This is a genomic window from Staphylococcus sp. GDY8P198P (assembly GCF_017891615.1).
Classification (GTDB): Bacteria; Bacillota; Bacilli; order Staphylococcales; family Staphylococcaceae; genus Staphylococcus; species Staphylococcus cohnii.
Genome location: NZ_JAESJQ010000005.1, coordinates 1 through 19,190, shown reverse-complemented (window position 1 = coordinate 19,190; position 19,190 = coordinate 1). Strand labels below are relative to the sequence as shown.

The following is a 19,190-nucleotide window of genomic DNA, read 5'->3' as shown; positions in this document are numbered from 1 at the left end:
ATGGCTAACAATAATAACCAACAAAGACAAGATTCTACACAAGAAGTTGTTGATTTTTTCAAAACGTTTAAATGGAGAATAATTGGATTTTTAGCATTTCTAATTATCGCTATCTTATTTTTAACGTTAGGTTTCTGGAGTACAATATTAATAATTGTTTTATGTTTAATTGGTATTGGTATTGGGTATACTAAAGACCGTAAGCAGGATTTTTTGAATTTCTTAAATCGATGGAGTTAATTAATTTAAAATAGTAAATTAATCATTTTAAAATCTTATATAAAAAAGGAGAATTAATTATGGCAGTAGATAATAATAAAGCAAAACAAGCATATGATAATCAAACTGGAGTAAAAGAAAAAGAGCAAGAACAGCAACAACAGCAACAACAACAGCAACAAGAACCAGAATTCACTAATAAGTTAACTTTCTCAGACGAAGTTATTGAAAAAATTGCTGGTATTGCTGCACGCGAAGTAAATGGTATTTTAGAAATGAAAGGCGGCTTCGTTGATAACATTTCTAGTTCATTTGGTAGCAGTAACAACGTAACACAAGGTGTTAGCGTTGAAGTAGGCGAAAAACAAGCGGCAGTTGATTTAAAAGTTATTTTAGAATATGGTGAATCTGCACCTAAAATCTTCCGCAAAGTGACAGACTTAGTAAAAGAACAAGTTAAATATATTACTGGTCTTGAAGTTGTAGAAGTGAATATGCGTGTTGAAGACGTGATGACTAGAAAAGAATGGTCACAAAAAAATGAAAAAAGCCAAGATTCAAACAACGAAAATAAAGGCTTACAATAATGCTTAATACAAAACTACCGGTAAAGTAATTACTTTACCGGTAGTTTTTTTGTACGTTCATATAGCGTATTTTTATTCCTGATATAATGGATTGCTAACCTTGATATAAGTATAATAATCCGCTTCATCTGTGAGGCGCATCGTTGTAACACATTTATAATCTATTTTTGGTGCCAATAGAATTGATTTAATATTTTCTACGCGTTGTTGGTCATCTATATCATTTGCAATAACTTTTAATTTAGCAATTAAAATATCATGGATCAATTGCCAAAGTTGAGTTTCAAAATTAGAGTGCTCACTTGATTTTGTAATACTGACAATTAATTCACCGAGATGATTTTGAATACTTGAGTAAAAAACTTTATTGAATACTGTTTGAGGTTGGTCAGATAAAATTAAAGATTTTTCATGAAATTTTGCAGTACTATAGCCCATCTTATTTAAGTGCATTTGATCTATACGTAGCCCTTCAAAATCACGTAAATAAAGTGTATCTAAAAGCCCATCTTCGGTAAATGTAGCGATTGAATTTTGTAGATGCGCTTCAAGGGCGATTCCGTATTTCACATATAGAGGAATCGTGATATCTATTAAGGCTTGGCTGTATTGTTGTATCCAAGATAAAGCAGCTATTTCAAAGGTCGGAAGTTTATTTTTTTCTTTATATTTTTTAATTAACGAGACAATTAATGGTTCATCATTATATATAGTTGAAGTAACTAATGCTGAAGGAATGATGGGTGTAGTATCATTTTTGATCAATTGATAAATATTGGTTCTAAATAATGTACCTAGTTGTTCACTTCTTTTTGTTCTGATAGTTGTCTCATCCAATGAGTTATAAAAATGAATACCGGCAAGCTCATCAATTGTATCAGCGTTTATATGCTTAAACAATGAATCATTTTGTTTAATATCATTAAGGATACGTGTTACCTGTGGCCCATTTATTGTAGTTTGTTCAGATAATGTTCTTATCTCACCAGTAATATGAACATTAGTTGATAACTTAATATGAGGTAATTTTTCAGGATATTTGGGCATTAATGTTCTAAATGATAGTCCTGCGTAATATGATTGTTGATAATCAATTGGTATCACTTTCTTGGTATTTAATTCTGCTTTGTACTCCTGTAATAATATATGGTCGTATTGCCATGGATGCACGACCATTACGTAATATTGATTAATTTGATCACGACCAACATGATTCATAACAGCTGCTTCTAACCCTTCAAACATTCTAAAAAGTAAATCATTTTCTTCTTCAATATAAGTTTGAGCTTTTGCTATTGATTTATGTATTAAAATAAATTGTAAGGATATGGCATTACCAAATTCCGCTGAATAATTAATTACAGTTTCTGGTGTCATTCCTTTTCGTAATTTAGCTCCCGGATGAATTGGGTGTCCTTCAATAACAAACTGTTCAGAACTCAAATAACTATCCTCTGAATTTATAATTAAATCATATAAACTTTTTTTATTGTTTTCTAATGTGTATGCTTGATAGCTTAATGCAATTGCCATATTTGTGACACTATTGTTCAAATCTTCATAAAATTGAGTGCTAGCTTCATTATCAAGTTCTGGCGATATTGTTAAAATAATGTTTAATATTTCATTTGGATGTTGTACCCTATTGTAACTGCCATTGTGTTCAATATAAAATGGCCCTTGAACATCTAAGCGATCAAATGCATGTTCTCCTGTTATAGTTGCATATAGTGTCTTATTAAGTTTAGGAAACGCAATGGATAACAATTTACTGTTTGCTGGTAAGTGTTCAATGTTCAAATCTTGATTAGAAATAACCTTACTGTGGCTCCGACTTTCTACTAAATTTTCCCTATGTAATGAAGAAATTAATCTTTGAGATATTTTATCTCGACTTTCTAAAAGCATATTTAGGAACAATTTTGCCCATTGTTCATTGATTGATGATAAATAATCAAATGCATGTTGTTCGTCATTGTTAATATTATTTAAAAAATTGTTGTTAATACTTTTTGAATTCATAAAGCACCTCTAAAAATTATTTTACAAAAGTATAAGATATTTGTATAATCCATAATATCGATAATGATAATTATTATCAATTAAAAAGTCAGGTGAAATTATGGCAAAGTATTTTTTCCCAAGTTCGTTCCTATTATTTTTAGGAAATTGGATTGGACATATCACTTTAAATTGGTATGTGTATACGTTATATCATAACGCAATTCATCTTGGACTCATTAATTTTTTCCGTCTTGTACCTATTTTACTCATAAGTGTATGGGCTGGTGCATTAGCAGATCGATGTAATAGGGGGAAATTATTGAAAATAACTATCTCTTCTTCTTTCTTACTTACCACTTTATTGTGTGTCTTAATCTTTCAAGAATGGGATATACCGATTGTAGTATTTTTATTATATTCATTGGGTAGAGGTATTATGAGTGCAATAGAAACGCCAGTTCGTCAATCTGTACTACCAGATTTGACGAAACGTTTAACAACAACACAGGTTGTTTCGTACCATTCATTTATTATTAATATTTGTAGATCTATAGGTCCTGCTATAGCAGGTTTAGTAATGGCGAGTTATAACGCAGAAATAAGTTTCATTATACAAGCGGTATGTTACTTAATATCTTTAATGCTGTGCTTGCCTCTCAAGATTGAACAACCGAGAGATAATGAAGCACAAACACAAATGAGTATTAAATTTGTGTTTGAATACTTTAAAGATAATAGTGTTGGCACTAGGATATTTGTAACATCTTTATTTATAATGGCTAGTGGTTTTACATATACTTCATTATTACCAGTTTTAACAGATAAGACGTTCCCTGAACAAGTAACGATGTTTGGGACAGCAATGACATGTTGTGCAATAGGTGGTATTATTGCGACGATGATTTTACCTAATTTACTAGAAAACATCTCTATGGTGAAGATGTATTATTATAGTTCGATATTATTTGGCGTTTCTTTATTAGGTAGTATTAGCCAGAATATTGTTGTTTTTTTTATTTCAGTTTTCTTAATTGGTCTGTTCAGTCAATGGATGCGTACCACTAATAGGATTTATTTTCAACATCGTGTTAAATCAGAACATCGAGGGAAAATACTAAGTGTTGTAATGATGGATAGAGGGATGATTCCCCTAGGTGCCATGATCATGAGTTTTTTAACTGAGTACATAGGTATTATAGAAACCTTCATTATTATGGGATTAAGTACCTTAACGATTGCATTAATATTTGGCACGATTAACAGACAAAGAACAAATGGAGGCAATGTTGTATGATGCATCATATATGGAAATTAGCAGATTTAAATATTCAACACCGCATGTTTAATGCAATTCTTAAAGAACATATTTTTCCTGAGCAAATGTTCTTTAAGTCTTTTGATAAATGCCTAGAACTTCAATACAAAGGACAAGCATTAAATGTTAACTATATAAGAAAGAGTCCTTTAATGCGTTATGTCTTTGAAGGTGAGATACGTTATATTAAAGGTGACGCAAGTTTTAATATTGAATCTTTGGAACAATTGCTTGAATTATTAACAAATCAATTTGATATCCCTATTAGTACTAGACTAACAGCAGAGTTACAATCAAGCCGAGAAGGACTAGCGATGAGTTATGAACATTTTAATAATAGACAATCTAACATTCGTGATAGTTTGAATTTTTCAAGGATGCCAATTACGATCAACTTTTTTACATGGCTCCAACATATGAAAGAAGATAATGACGTTAATGATTTAATTTATTCTGAAAGTCTTGTAGTGGAGGGGCATCCAACGCACCCTTTAACTAAAACAAAGTTACCCTTAACGAATGAAGAAGTTAAATTATATGCGCCTGAATTTGAAAAAATTATTCCATTGAAAATCATGCTTATCCATAAACAATTTTGTATAGCAACTGCGATGGAAGACGATGAACAATATATCATCAATCAAGTCATTCCTGAATATAAAGTTAAAATAAAAGCATTTCTAGATTCACATGATTTAGATTTAGCAGATTATCGAATTATATTTGTACATCCATGGCAATATGAAAATGTTATTCCACAACAATTTGGACATTGGATAGAAACACAACGTCTTGTAGCGACACCGTTTGACTTAGAATCCAAAGCAACACTGTCTTTTAGAACAATGGAGCTACTCAATAAACCATTTCATGTCAAATTACCAATAAATGTTCAGGCGACAAGTGCAGTGAGAACCGTTTCAGCAGTAACAACCGTTGACGGTCCTAAATTAAGTTATGAGCTGCAAGATATGATGGATGTGTATCCTCAATTAAAGGTCGCGTTGGAGCCCTATGGTATATATGCTGATACAGATGAAGATATCGCACGCCAATTAGCTTGTATTGTGCGCTATCAGCCACAAATTTCAAACACTGGTCTCACGATAGTAACTGGAAGTTTGGTCAATAGAAATCCTGTAGATAATCAAATCATTGTCGATAGTTATATAGAATGGCTTGGTCTAAAGTTAACCAAAGAGACAATTAAAAAATTTATTAGTAATTATGCATTAACACTTATAAAACCATTAATAGCCTATATCCAAGATTACGGTGTTGCATTAGAAGCGCACATGCAAAACACAATTGTTAATTTGAACCACGATTTTAAAATGAAGTTTATGATCAGAGATTTAGGAGGTTCAAGAATTGACTTAGATACGTTAAAAGCTCAATTACCTAACATTAATGTTACTAATAAAAGTTTAATCGTCGAGAATATTGAAGCGGTCATAGCAAAATTTCAACATGCTGTCATTCAAAATCAAATTTCAGAACTAATACATCATTTTACGCAATATGATGGTATTGAAGCAGACGAACTATTTGACCTTGTACGCGAAGCAGTTGAACAATCCATTGATTCTAAAAAAGCACATGCACACATACTACGACAAACCTTATTTGGAGCTAAAATAAATGTGAAAGCATTGCTACGTATGCGAATGGAAGGTAAGGTTAAAAATTATTTAACTGTAGATTTAGATAATCCTTTAAGTAATGAGGTGTAATTATGGCAAAAATCAACATAAATCTTTCTAAAATTAAATACAACGCCATGACATTAAACACACTTTTAAAACAACATCACATTGCTTTTACACCTGTGATTAAATGTGTAGCGGGTGATAAAACAATCGTTGAAACGTTGAAAAGTATTGGCATTACACATGTTGCAGACGCAAGGATCAGCAATATTCTAAAAAGTACAGATGAAGCCATATCTTATACATTAATTAGAAATAGTAACCATGATGAATTAGAAAATGTAGTACGCCACGTTGACATGAGCATCCAAACTGAATTAAAAACAATACGACAAATCAATGAAATCGCAAGTAATTATAATGTGAAACATAAAATATTATTAATGGTTGATTGGAAAGATGCTAGAGAAGGTGTGCTGACTTACGATGTAATTGCTTATATTAGAGAAATTATTAACATGCATCATATTTCCCTCAAAGGATTGGCTTTTAATTTTATGTGTTTTAATGCTATTGCTCCAACCGAAGAGGACGTTGAGATGATCAATCAGTTTATAACTTCAATCGAGAAAGAAACACATATGAAATTTGAAATAATCTCAGGTGGCAATTCTAGTATGCTATTACAAATGCTTTATAACGATTTAGGAAAAATTAATGAATTAAGAGTTGGAGAAACTTTGTTTAGAGGAATTGAAACGACTACAAATAATTCATTTGCTACTTTATATCAAAATGCCATCATTTTAGAAACAGAAATTGTTGAAATCAAACCACGTATTAACATGAATGATGGAGAACACTATTTACAAGCAATTGTAGATATAGGAAATTTAGACACAGACGTTAATGACATTAAACCATTACATCATCAAGTGAAAGTTTTGGGTGCGACGAGTGACCACCTTATGATAAATTTATTAAATAATGATCATTACCGTATCGGAGATAAAATACAGTTCAGTTTAGGTTACAAAGCTTTAGCACAAAGTATGTTTGTACCTAATTTAGCTAAAGATTATCAGAGTGATGATGTTATTGAAAAAATGTGTTATATCAAAAATATGAGAATATTGAATAAAATTTGATTTTTATCAAATTTTAATAAAAAAATTATTGACATTGAGAATCGTTATCAATAAAATTAGATGTGTAATGATACATATCTAAGGAGTGAAAACGATGAAGCAGAGATCTAAATGGATGGGTCTATTATTAATCACATTAACGCTTATCCTGTTAGCGGCTTGTGGTAAAGTTAGTGATAATGGTTCTGACCAATCTAAAAAGGACGACAAAAGTAAAAACGGCACAACGATTAAGCATGATGGAGGAACAACTAACATTGATAAAAAACCTAAACGTGTAGTTGCACTTGAGTTTTCATTTGTTGATGCATTAGCGGCATTGGATATTAAACCGGTTGGTGTCGCTGATGATGGTAAAAAAGATAGAATTTTAGCACCGATTCGTGAAAAAATAGGTGATTATCAATCAGTGGGTGCACGTAAACAACCAAACCTGGAAGAAATTAGTAATCAGAAACCAGATTTAATTATCGCAGATAGTAATAGACATAAAGGCATACAAAAAGATTTAGAAAAAATTGCCCCTACGATAATGTTACCAAGCTTTGATAGTGATTATAAAGACAACTTAGAGGCATTTAAAACAATTGCTAAAGCTACAGGTGAAGAAGATAAAGGAAAAGAAAGATTAAAAGAACATAATGAGTTAATGGATAAATATAAGAAAGAAATAACAATGGACAAATCTCAACCAGTATTAGCTACAGTAATTGCCAAATCTGGTTTGCTTGCACACCCAGAAAATACATATGTAGGTGAATTATTAAAAGAATTAGGTTTTAACAACGCGCTTAATAAAACTGAAACAGATAATCTATCTAAGTATTTAAAAGGACCATACTTACAACTAAATTCAGAAGTGCTTTCAGACATTAATCCAGGACGCATGTTTATCATGGTGGACAAAGGAAAAGCTGATCCAAACTTGAAAAAGCAAGAAGAAGAGCCAGTTTGGCAAAGTTTAGATGCTGTTAAAAATGATAGAATTGCTATTGTAGATAGAAATACTTGGGCTCGTGCAAGAGGTATCATTTCTTCTGAAGAGATTGCTAAACAGTTAGTAGAGATTTCAAAAGATGAAAAAAATGATAAACAACAAAAGTAAGGTGAACGGTAAATGACTAAGTCTAATAGCATTAACCAAACCAAAACTGAAGACAAGAAAAATAACAAACGCACAGCACTCACATTTATTGTGAGTGTGTGTGCGCTTTTTGTCATTATTTATTTTAATTTAAGTATAGGCGCATCTCATATTACTTTCAATGACTTTAATGATTATTTTTTTGCGCATTCACAAACGAAACAAACTTTTTTAATACATAATGTACGAATACCAAGAATGTTAGCTGGTTTATTCATAGGTGCAGCGCTAGGGTTAGCAGGATTGTTAATGCAAGCGATGACTAGAAATCCTTTAGCTTCTCCTCAAATATTTGGCGTGAATTCAGGTGCATCTTTCGTGATTGTATTGATTACTATGATTGTGCCATCGTTGTCATCTTATGCAACGATATTAGCTTTTATAGGTGCCTTTATAGGTGGTCTAACTGTCTACGCTTTATCTGGCTCAACTAGAGGGATGACTCCAATTAAGTTAGCGCTTGCCGGAATGGCAATCCATTTATTTTTTTCAAGTATGACACAGGGTATTATCTTATTAAATGAAGATGCAACATCAACAGTGATGTTTTGGTTAGTAGGATCTTTATCTTCGATTACATGGACACAAGTATTAGGTATCTTGCCATGGTTGATACTTGCATTTATCTGTACAGTTATCATAGCTAAACAATTGACAATCATGGAATTAGGTGAAGATTTGGCCACCTCATTAGGCCAAAATGTTAAATTGATAAGAATGATCATTGGTATCTTAGTCATTGTGTTGGCAGGTACTTCTGTTTCAATCGCAGGTCCAATTGGTTTTGTAGGACTGATAGTGCCACATATTGTTAAACACTATATTAAAACAGATTATAGATTAATGGTGCCTTTAACGATGATTATCGGTGCAAACTTATTATTATTATCTGACGTTTTAAGTAGATTGATTGCCTTTCCTTTTGAATCACCTGTAGGTATAGTAACGTCATTTATAGGTGCTTTTTATTTCTTAGCATTTACAATAAAAGGGGTGAGAAGGCTATGAGGCGTCCATTCATATTTCGCTATTTGTTAGTTACAGTATTGTTATTGATTGCGTCAATTGCGTCCCTTTCAATAGGTGCTGTTTTAATCAATCCGTTTGAAGCGGTAAATAGCCTTTTTACGCAAAATAATTTTATAATTAACGAGTATAGAGCGCCAAGAATGTTTTTGGCATTAATTGTAGGTAGTAGCCTTGCTATTTCCGGTGCATTGATACAGGGCGTAGTAAGAAATGCTCTGGCTTCTCCTGATGTGATAGGTATTACCAAAGGTGCAAGTTTATCTGCCGTTACAATCATCATGTTATTTCCATCAGCGCCTTTATTCATATTGCCATTTGGATCATTTGCAGGCGCATTAATCATAAGTTTAATTTTAACTATATTAATATCAAGATTTAATGTAAAGGGCTCTAAGTTAGCATTAATTGGTTTAGCGATAGGTGCAATATGTACAGCAATTGTACAATATATGCTCATACGTAACCCGCTTGACGCTAACACGGCATTAGTCTGGCTAACAGGTAGCTTATATGGTCATAGTATGTCAAATGTGTGGGTGATATTACCTTGGTTTATTGTTGCGTTACCGGTGATATTTTATTATTGTCATCAACTAGATATTTTGACATTAGGAGATGAGATAGCGATTGCACTCGGGGCAAAAGTGAAAAAGGTAAAAGCAATTCTTTTATTTTTAGCTGTCATCCTAGCAGGTGCTTCAATATCAGTAGTTGGTGGACTGAGCTTTTTAGGTCTCATTGCACCTCACATAGCTAGACAATTAGTTGGTCATAAACATAAGCATATTACGCTTATGTCTGGCTTATTAGGTGCTTTAATTTTAATGATAAGCGACAGTCTAGCAAGAGGCATCCATCCGCCAATTGATATTCCTGTTGGTGTCATTGTCGCAATTGTTGGTGTACCATATTTTCTATTTTTATTGAGAAAATTATAAATTTAATATATAAAAGATTGAAAACGAAAGCGCTTTCATTTAAAGTAGAGGCTGAGACAACATGCATTTGTACCAACCTCACTTCATATTGACAGAAAATGACTGAACTGAAAACGCGCTTTAGATTAAGTTTTTCAATTCTAGTCAACCTTATCGGGGTGGGACGACGAAATCTATTTAATAAAATTAGATTTCTGTCCCACTCCTTTTATTAGCTATAAAAAGAAATGACATTAAAAAGACATTAAAATTTGATTTACATATTTATACAAAATAGGTTATAATTATTGCTGTTGCTTTTTAAAGTGTTTATGAAAATATATACACACCTAAGGGGTGAACGAAATGGACGATTATAGTAAAGCACAAATTATCAAAGGAAGATTAAAATTCATTTTGATGTCAGTTTTGGGGATTATTCTATTTTTGATTCCTATAACCGTGACTGAAGATGGTGAAAAGCAAACGACTTTACCAGTGGCATTTTTAGCAGGTCTATTAAAAGATTTATTAGGTGATGCGATGCCAGTGATTATTGTAATAATAATTACTATTTCAGGTGTTTTATCTATCATCTGTTCGACGGTATTGAAAAATAAATTGAAACCTGATGGATTAATGAATAACGCATTTAATGTAAAATTTGTATGGCTTATTTTAAGGGTTTTAGCCGTTATTTTTGTCTGGATGACATATTTGAAAATGGGCTCAAAAGCAATTTATTCAACTGATACTGGTGGTTTAGTGTTCGAAAGTTTATTACCAACGCTTGTATCTGTGTTTTTCTTTGCGGCACTTTTTTTACCTTTATTAATGGAATATGGCTTATTAGAATTATTAGGACCGATTTTCAGACCAATCATGAGACCACTATTTACGCTGCCAGGACGTTCGACAGTAGATAATTTAGCATCATTTATTGGCGATGGGACAGTTGGAGTTTTAATAACAAGTAGGCAGTATGAAGGTGGATTTTATTCTAGACGTGAAGCGACAGTGATAGCTACAACTTTCAGTGTAGTATCATTAACATTTGCAATTGTTGTTGCAGAAACAGTACATATGCAAAATCATTTCTTTTATTTTTATTTATCAGTAATCGTATCATGTATTGTATGTGCCTTGATTTTACCTAGAATATGGCCATTGAGTAAGATTAAAGATGAATATTCCAAAGAAGTATCTGAGGAAATGAGAACTGAGAAGTTACCTGAAAATAAAACTGCGTTGAAACATGGATTTGATATGGCTACAGAAACAGGAATTAGAGCACCAGGATTCAAATCGTTCTTTAAATCTGGATTTAAAACTGTTATAGATATGTGGTTCGTTATATTACCAGTTGTAATGAGTGTTGGGACTTTAGCTACAGTCATTGCGACTTATACTCCAATATTTGCAATCATTGGTAAACCTTTTGTACCTTATTTAGATTTATTGCAAATTCCAGAAGCTACACAGGCTTCAGAAACAGTTTTAATAGGTTTTGCTGACATGTTCTTGCCTTCTATTTTAATTGAAGGTGTGGGCAATGACATAACATTGTTTGTCATTGGTGCTTTGAGTATTACGCAGTTGATCTATTTATCTGAAGTGGGTGGCGTCATATTAGGATCTAAAATACCAGTTAGTATTTTTAAATTGTTTGTTATTTTCTTGATTAGAACAATCATCGCTTTACCAATTATTGCTTTAATGGCACATCTTTATTTTAATTAAATAAAATAAAACACACATGAACTCATATTTGAAATTTTTAGAGGTAACCTACCTTTAAGTCATTTCTCATATTTGTAAATGTGTGTTTTTTAATTAGATTAGTGAAGTTCTGTTAAAACAGTAGCTTTGACAATTTTATTTCCTAAAATAGGAGATGGCTCATCTTGTTGGGAATTATTGTTTTGACTATGCGCTTCTTTAAAAGCGTCACTTTTTAGCCAACCGTTGAAAGCTGCCTCATTTTCCCACCAAGTATTAACATACATTTGGTCGTAATCTGCTTCGTCATCTATTAACCATACTTCAATATGATGAAAGCCATCTAAATCTTGAATTTTTCCGCCTTGTGTAAATTTTGGTGCTAGTTTTTCAGCAAACCCTTTCTTAACATCTATTCTATTAGTAACAACATACATATTATTCACCTACTTTCTAATTGATATTTTTAGTATAGCATTTAACTAAACCTTTATATGATTGAAAGCCATTGTTCAATATTCACTTACTCTGTATATTGAAAAAGAAGTGAAATTCTATTTATCAGAATTTCACTTCTTTTTATAATCAATTAGATTTATTAAATTAAACTTTTAGTGATTATTATTTTGTAATTTCATTATAAACTTTTTGATCATTTTGCGTGTATATAATGTATTCATGATTATCAGTATCAATGATAACACGATTTGTTTTTCCAAATGTAGAACCAATACGTGAAACTTTTTCTCTATCTAATTTTGGAACTGCATGGATATTTTGATCTTGAGAAACATTTTTAATTTCACTTGTTGGAATCTTAATATCAGCGACTCTCCATTGAATTCTTACTTCATTGTTATCTTTTTTTACTGTCATTGCCATATCGCGAACACATCCTTTAAATTATTTATAGCTATAGCATACAATAAAAAGTAATCGTTTTCAAGTGATTGTGTGATACTTTTAATCATTATGTCATACTATTTTATTTTACGAAAGTATGTTCGCATTTTCTATAATTTTATGGTAAAATTTAGCCGAGAAAAGGGGCAATGCACATGACAGGTAAAACACACACATCATGCGGTTTATTAGTAGGCGCATTAACTATAGAATATTACCAAACAGATTTATTTACATCGATTACAATTATGACGCTTGCAGTTATATCAAGCTTATTACCTGATATTTGTCACACGCAAAGCAAGGTTGGAAGACGTTTCAAAGTATTGAGTTTTTTAGTTCGTATACTGTTTGGTCATAGGACATTTACACACTCGTTATTATTCCTTTCTATAATTAGTATCCTTTTATATTTTATTCAAACACCAGAGTATTATTTGGTTTCAATTATCCTTGGTTTGCTTTCACATGTTATACTAGATATGTTAACACCTAGAGGTGTAAAATTATTATATCCAATACCGTTAACGATTAAATTCCCCTTAGTTTTTAAAACAGGTGGCTTAGTAGACTTATCGTTAGCAGGCGCGCTTTCAATAGGTGCGCTTTACGTATTATTCAAATCATTTTTTAATAATCTCTTTTTAAATTTTTAGTGATTATGGTTGTGATTATAATTGTAATAATATAAAGTGCATATAGTGAAATTATATATTCCTATTAGATATAAGATATTATTTTTATCTATTTTGAATATAAAGGAGAGAGAACATGTTAGATAAGAAAGAGTTAGCAAAGTTTAACCAAGAACATCTAATAGAATTTGAAAAATTAATGAGTAATAATGAAAAAGAACAATTAGCTAGTCAAGTTGATCAATTAGATTTAGCTTACATTCAAGATTTATATCGTGATTTGTATTTAAATAAACAAATGATAGATGATATATCTTCAGTAAATGAAGTGAAATACGATATAAAAGAAAATTTTTCAGATGAAGAAATTAAACAATTTGAAGATGTTGGCATAGAAGCAATTAAAAAAGGTAGATTTGCAGTAGTTTTAATGGCAGGTGGACAAGGCACACGTTTAGGATACAAAGGACCTAAGGGTGCATTTGAGATTGAAGGTGTGAGCTTATTTGAACTACAAGCACGTCAATTATTAGAATTGAAAGAAAAAACGGGTGTTTATGTAGATTGGTATATCATGACAAGTAAAATAAATGATAGTCAAACCCAGTTGTTTTTTGAAGAAAAAAATTATTTTGGATATGACAAAGAACATGTACACTTTTTTATTCAAGATAATATCGTCGCATTATCTGAAGAAGGCAAACTTATTTTAGATGTTGATAGTTCTATTTTGGAAACTCCAAATGGTAATGGTGGCGTATTTAAATCACTCAAAAAAGCAGGATATCTTGAAGATATGACAGAAAATGGTGTTGAATATATCTTTTTAAATAACATTGATAATGTTTTGGTAAAAGTGCTAGATTTATTTTTTGCAGGTTATACTTTCCAAAATAGTATGGATATTACAACGAAATCGATTCAGCCCAAGCATGGGGAAAGCGTCGGAAGGTTAGTTACAAACGAGGATAAAGATACAGTGCTTGAATACTCAGAATTGGAAGCAGAAACTGCAAATCAATTAAATAATGCAAACATTGGTATACATATGTTTAAGCTACAATTTATTAACACTGCTGTAGATAATCATTTGCCATATCATTTAGCAGTAAAACAGCTTAAACAATTGGACGATGATTTTGGCGTTATTGAAAATCCTGCTTTAAAATTTGAATTATTTTATTTTGATATCTTCCAATATGCTCATAGTTTTATAACATTACAAGTACCGAGGGACGAAGAGTTCTCACCATTAAAAAACAAAGAGGGCAAAGATAGTGTGGAAACCGCTACAGCTGATTTAAAACGTTTAAATAGGATCTAAGAAAAGGTGATTACACTAATGACTAAACCATTAGAGATTAAAAGCAATAAAGTCACTAAATCATTTAAAAACATCATACCATTAACTTTTGGAGAAGAAATTGGTAATGCAGTATCACATGGCGTAGCTGCCTTTGTTACTTTATGCGCATTGCCATATGCAGCATTACAAAGTTATTTTGCACATGGTGTTTTAGGCTCTTTTAGTGTTTCTGTCTATGTAATAAGTATTTTTTTAATGTTTCTATCTTCAACGGTCTATCATACAATGCCTAATTATTCTTCACATAAATTTATACTTAGAATCATTGATCATAGTATGATTTATATTGCCATTGCTGGAACCTATACACCAGTGTGTCTAGTACTAGTAGGTGGTTGGATAGGCTGGACAGCAATGATTGTTTTATGGGGTATAACGCTTTGGGGCATACTCTATAAATCTTTAGCTAAACATGTCAATCATAAGCTTAGCTTAACGATGTACTTAGTGATGGGATGGATCGGCATAATATTTTTACCCACAATTATTTTCGATACTAGCTTGAAGTTTATGTTATTTATACTATTGGGCGGTATAGCCTATACATTAGGTGCGTGGTTCTATGCGCAAAAAGATAGACCTTATTTTCATATGATTTGGCATTTGTTTATTTTAATAGCTTCTGTTTTTCACTTTATAGCTATTTTATATTTTATGTAATCATTGAATAGATGGACCATTTAAATGTAAAGTATGATTATTTTACAAAATGAATAGGATTAAAAAAGCACTCAAATAAGGGAGCGAGAAGTAAATCAAAAAAGGTTCATTTGATTATAATTCTCGCTTTCTTTTTAATCCCTTTTTATAGGGCAAAAGAAGTAATTTGCAGCAAACCTATTGAACTTAGGCACAATTAGTGATTTAGTAATGATTGATAATGAAAGTATCGTGTTAGGAGATTAATTATGAATATAAAAACATTTGGTGTTGTTGTTGCATTAATATTAATTATGTTTATGTCTGCAATTGAAACATCAATCGTTTCATTAGCATTGCCTACTATAAAAGAAGATTTAAATGTGACTGGTTCAATATCACTCATATTTTCAGTCTATTTTATAGCAATTGTAATTGCTAATCCAATTGTAGGTGAGTTGTTGGACCGCACTAAAATCATATACATAACACTATTAGGATTAGTCTTTTTTACGATTGGAAGCTTTTTTTCAGGTATAAGTAGTACATTTGGTATATTAATTATCTCGCGCTTTATTCAAGGATTAGGTGCAGGAATAATGATGGCTTTGAGTCAAATAGTTCCAAAGCTTGCTTTTGCAATTCCATTAAGATATAAAATCATGGGGATTGTGGGCAGTGTGTGGGGTATATCAAGTATCATAGGTCCCGTCCTAGGCGGTGGGATTTTAGAATTTGCTACATGGCATTGGTTATTCTTTGTCAATATACCTATCGCTATCGTTGCGATGTTATTGGTAGTGTTTACATTTCATTTTGAACATGAACAAACGACAACTTCACATAAATTAGATATTAAAGGGCTTATGTTATTTTATCTGTTTGTTTTCTTTTTAATGTTTACAGTAATGAATAGCAGTCATTGGTATTTAAATTGTATTTCGTTTATTGTAGCGATAGCTATGGGTATGATCTTAATTAAAAATGAAAAGGGCGTAGCGGCTCCATTTTTCCCTGTTAAAGAATTTAACAAAACAATTATACTTGTTTTCATCACAGATTTTTTATATGCAATGATATTGATGGGATATAATTTATATATGCCGATATATCTTCAAGAAGAACTCGGACTATCACCATTACAAAGTGGGTTTGTTATTTTTCCAATTTCCTTTGCTTGGTTAGTGTTAAATTTCAACTTAAATAGGTTAGAAGCAAAAATGTCTAGAAAAGGCTTGTATATATTTGCTTTTACATTATTAACAATATGTGGCATTTTTATATTTGCAGGTACAAAAACACCAATATTTATAGCGTTTAGTTTATTGCTGGCTGGTATTAGTTTTGGAACAGTTTATACGAAAGATAGTGTAATAACTCAAGAAGAAACTTCCCCACAGAATATGAAGCGTATGATGTCATTATATACATTAACAAAAAGTTTAGGTAATTCTATCGGCTCTACAATTATGGGTACGGTTTATGGTTTAACAATCGCATTTATTCATTTACCAATACACAATGTGATTTTACTCAGTTTTATCATCTTAATCGTACTGTTTGTACTTTGGAATACACTGTATAAACAAGATGATCGCAAATTCAATTCTTAGAATAAAAACAAAAAGTTATATGTATTTTAATTATTAAGCAAGTATTGAAGTTTAGTGAATTTTAATACTTGCTTATTTGTATTTGGGTGTATGTTGTTATAATGGTAAAATAAGAAACAGTTTTTAATTAAGGATTAATGTGAAATAAGCAGAAAATAAATTAGGTGAAGGGGAGGACAGTAAGCAATGAAATATATAAAGTATTTATTTACGACGCTTATTGTGCTTTCGGTATTTATCATTTCTGGCGCTATATTTTTAGCATTCTTAGGATTTGGCTTATATGGATTAAGCCGTATCCTTATATTTTTTCATCTAGCATACTTTGGTTATAATAAAAGCTTTTATGATAACTTAATTTATTACGGCAGTTATATCGTATTAGGTTATTTTACTTTATTTATTATTGAGAACTTAATGGATTATTTCAGAAAAAAATTACCAGATAATCCCTATTTTCAAGGAATAACTTATCATTTAATAACATTTGTTGTTACAACGTTATTATTCTATTTTATTGTTCACATTCATTATGCATATATAGATATTGATTTTTGGGTGATTGTTGTAATTATGGGTATTCTATTTATATGTAAAGAAGTCTTTTATCCTGATAGCAAAAATCTTAATCAGAATAAATAGTTGATGATATAAGTGCTAAGAGGTGGTTAAGTGACCGTTGAGCTAACTGCTTTTGTATTACCAAGATTATATTTATACTAAGTGTAAACTACTTAAGCAAAATTAAGTTATGTTTGTTAGAATATTAGTGGATATATTTATATAATAGAGGGGGACGCTTTGTGTTAACGATAGAGCAAGTTAAAGAACTTGTTGGAGAACTTAAGGATCCAATTATTAATGTTCCTTTAAAGGAAACTGATGGAATCGTAGAGGTAACAACAAAAGATGAGATAGAACATGTAAGTGTTAAAGTGGCTATGGCTCAATTAGGAGGACAGCCACAGTTAGATTTACAAATGGCTATTGTGGAAGTGCTTAAAGAAAATGGCGCGAATACTGTTGGAATAAGATTTGAGGAATTACCGTCTGATGTTGTTGAACAGTATAGAGGTAACAGTGATGACCAACCGCAAACAATAGAAGGTTTACTATCAAAGGATAATCCTGTTGAATTTATAGCAATCGCATCTGGTAAAGGGGGCGTTGGTAAATCCACTGTAGCTGTAAACTTAGCCGTTTCATTAGCAAGGGAAGGTAAAAAAGTTGGACTCGTCGATGCTGATATATATGGTTTCAGTGTTCCAGATATGATGGGTATAGACAAAAAGCCAGAAGTGGATGGCAAAGAGATTATACCAGTTGAGAGACATGGAGTTAAAGTCATTTCGATGGCATTTTTTGTAGAAGAAAATGCGCCAGTTATATGGAGAGGACCTATGTTAGGTAAAATGTTAACTAACTTTTTTGTTGAGGTACGTTGGGGAGATTTAGATTATCTTCTTTTAGACTTACCTCCAGGTACAGGTGATGTCGCTTTAGATGTTCATACAATGCTACCATCTAGTAAAGAAATTATTGTTTCTACGCCGCATCCGACTGCAGCTTTTGTTGCAGCAAGAGCAGGTGCAATGGCTAAACATACAGAACATTCTATTTTAGGTGTTATAGAAAACATGTCATACTTTGAAAGTAAAGAAACTGGTAATAAAGAATACGTGTTTGGTAAAGGTGGCGGTGAAAAGTTAGCTGATGAGTTGCAAACAGAACTTTTAGGTCAATTACCATTAGAACAGCCATCATGGAATCCAAAAGATTTCGCACCTTCTATTTATCAAGCGGATGATCGACTAGGTAAAATATATCAATCAATGGCAAAACAAATCATCGACAAAACAAAAAAATAGATTATTTATAGAACTGGGTAGAAATTTTTAATTCTGCTCAGTTTTTCTCTTGCAATTTTTTGAATTGCTGTTAGAATAATTTCTTGTGACCAATGAAAGCACGATTAAGTAGCTTGAAAAGTTTGTTGCAAAAATATATTTAAACTATTGACTTTTTATTATGAAGTTGATAATATATAAAAGTCGTCAAAATGGCAAAACATTATTTTAAATAAATTTTTAAAAGTGTAAAAAATATACTTGAAAAAAAGATATTAATAATTTAATATTGTTAAAGTAATGTTAAATGATTGTTAAGCAAATGAAATCTTTGTTGACAAAGTGTAAACAAAGATGATATAGTAGTAAAGCAATTATTTATTTAAATGAACATTGAAAACTGAAGTGCAATATGTCAACGTTAATTCCGATTTCAACATTAAATGTTGAATCAAA

General features: G+C 31.3%; 18 protein-coding genes. 15 read left to right on the top strand and 3 right to left on the bottom strand.

What is annotated here, in order from left to right; genetic code table 11:
- Positions 1-240, top strand: coding sequence for a DUF2273 domain-containing protein (locus KA824_RS04485; RefSeq protein WP_019468675.1), 240 nt, complete (start codon positions 1-3; stop codon positions 238-240).
- Between the two features lie 59 nt (positions 241-299).
- A complete protein-coding gene (locus tag KA824_RS04480; protein ID WP_107383891.1) occupies positions 300-806 on the top strand; it encodes an Asp23/Gls24 family envelope stress response protein in 507 nt (168 codons plus the stop codon).
- 72 nt (positions 807-878) lie between these two features.
- On the opposite strand, the gene KA824_RS04475 is transcribed toward KA824_RS04480, so the two are convergent.
- On the bottom strand, positions 879-2,828 hold the full coding sequence (locus KA824_RS04475; protein WP_181187387.1) for an IucA/IucC family protein: 1,950 nt from the start codon (positions 2,826-2,828) through the stop codon (positions 879-881).
- Between the two features lie 100 nt (positions 2,829-2,928).
- Here KA824_RS04475 and KA824_RS04470 point away from each other — a divergent pair, with 100 nt between their 5' ends.
- The 7 genes from KA824_RS04470 (at position 2,929) to KA824_RS04440 (ending at position 11,752) form a co-directional block, all read left to right on the top strand.
- Positions 2,929-4,104: an MFS transporter gene (locus tag KA824_RS04470; RefSeq protein WP_107383889.1), complete on the top strand. Its 1,176-nt coding sequence runs from the start codon at positions 2,929-2,931 to the stop codon at positions 4,102-4,104.
- On the top strand, positions 4,101-5,858 hold the full coding sequence (locus KA824_RS04465; RefSeq protein ID WP_107383888.1) for an IucA/IucC family protein: 1,758 nt from the start codon (positions 4,101-4,103) through the stop codon (positions 5,856-5,858). Before KA824_RS04470 ends, KA824_RS04465 begins: the two co-directional genes overlap by 4 nt.
- A gap of 2 nt (positions 5,859-5,860) precedes the next feature.
- Positions 5,861-6,922: an alanine racemase gene (locus KA824_RS04460; protein WP_107383887.1), complete on the top strand. Its 1,062-nt coding sequence runs from the start codon at positions 5,861-5,863 to the stop codon at positions 6,920-6,922.
- Between the two features lie 94 nt (positions 6,923-7,016).
- Positions 7,017-8,027, top strand: a complete 1,011-nt coding sequence (locus tag KA824_RS04455) for an ABC transporter substrate-binding protein (RefSeq protein ID WP_107383886.1) — start codon at positions 7,017-7,019, stop codon at positions 8,025-8,027.
- Between the two features lie 12 nt (positions 8,028-8,039).
- Complete coding sequence (locus KA824_RS04450) at positions 8,040-9,074, top strand: FecCD family ABC transporter permease (protein ID WP_107383885.1); 1,035 nt, start codon at positions 8,040-8,042, stop codon at positions 9,072-9,074.
- On the top strand, positions 9,071-10,033 hold the full coding sequence (locus tag KA824_RS04445; RefSeq protein ID WP_107386484.1) for a FecCD family ABC transporter permease: 963 nt from the start codon (positions 9,071-9,073) through the stop codon (positions 10,031-10,033). The genes KA824_RS04450 and KA824_RS04445 overlap by 4 nt, the downstream gene beginning before the upstream one ends.
- A gap of 345 nt (positions 10,034-10,378) precedes the next feature.
- Positions 10,379-11,752, top strand: coding sequence for a YjiH family protein (locus tag KA824_RS04440; RefSeq protein WP_107385332.1), 1,374 nt, complete (start codon positions 10,379-10,381; stop codon positions 11,750-11,752).
- Positions 11,753-11,850: 98 nt separating this feature from the next.
- Here KA824_RS04440 and KA824_RS04435 read toward each other — a convergent pair whose 3' ends face one another.
- Both KA824_RS04435 and KA824_RS04430 read right to left on the bottom strand, forming a co-directional pair.
- On the bottom strand, positions 11,851-12,168 hold the full coding sequence (locus KA824_RS04435; RefSeq protein ID WP_107385333.1) for a heme oxygenase: 318 nt from the start codon (positions 12,166-12,168) through the stop codon (positions 11,851-11,853).
- Positions 12,169-12,352: 184 nt separating this feature from the next.
- Entirely contained in the window at positions 12,353-12,613 is a 261-nt protein-coding gene (locus tag KA824_RS04430) for a SunI/YnzG family protein (RefSeq protein ID WP_107385334.1), read from the bottom strand.
- Between the two features lie 176 nt (positions 12,614-12,789).
- On the opposite strand from KA824_RS04430, the gene KA824_RS04425 reads away from it, so the two are divergent.
- The 6 genes from KA824_RS04425 to KA824_RS04400 all read left to right on the top strand — a co-directional run bounded on the left by KA824_RS04425 (position 12,790) and on the right by KA824_RS04400 (position 18,755).
- Positions 12,790-13,290 carry a metal-dependent hydrolase gene (locus KA824_RS04425; RefSeq protein WP_107386485.1) on the top strand — a complete coding sequence of 167 codons (501 nt, stop codon included), beginning with the start codon at positions 12,790-12,792 and terminating at the stop codon, positions 13,288-13,290.
- 115 nt (positions 13,291-13,405) lie between these two features.
- Positions 13,406-14,593, top strand: coding sequence for a UTP--glucose-1-phosphate uridylyltransferase (locus KA824_RS04420; protein WP_107385228.1), 1,188 nt, complete (start codon positions 13,406-13,408; stop codon positions 14,591-14,593).
- 18 nt (positions 14,594-14,611) lie between these two features.
- Positions 14,612-15,295: a PAQR family membrane homeostasis protein TrhA gene (gene trhA / locus KA824_RS04415; protein WP_181187389.1), complete on the top strand. Its 684-nt coding sequence runs from the start codon at positions 14,612-14,614 to the stop codon at positions 15,293-15,295.
- A gap of 248 nt (positions 15,296-15,543) precedes the next feature.
- On the top strand, positions 15,544-16,887 hold the full coding sequence (gene sdrM / locus KA824_RS04410; protein WP_107385226.1) for a multidrug efflux MFS transporter SdrM: 1,344 nt from the start codon (positions 15,544-15,546) through the stop codon (positions 16,885-16,887).
- 186 nt (positions 16,888-17,073) lie between these two features.
- Positions 17,074-17,529, top strand: a complete 456-nt coding sequence (locus KA824_RS04405; RefSeq protein WP_107385225.1) for a SepA family multidrug efflux transporter — start codon at positions 17,074-17,076, stop codon at positions 17,527-17,529.
- A gap of 161 nt (positions 17,530-17,690) precedes the next feature.
- Positions 17,691-18,755, top strand: coding sequence for an Mrp/NBP35 family ATP-binding protein (locus KA824_RS04400; RefSeq protein ID WP_107385224.1), 1,065 nt, complete (start codon positions 17,691-17,693; stop codon positions 18,753-18,755).
- Positions 18,756-19,190 lie beyond the last annotated feature (435 nt).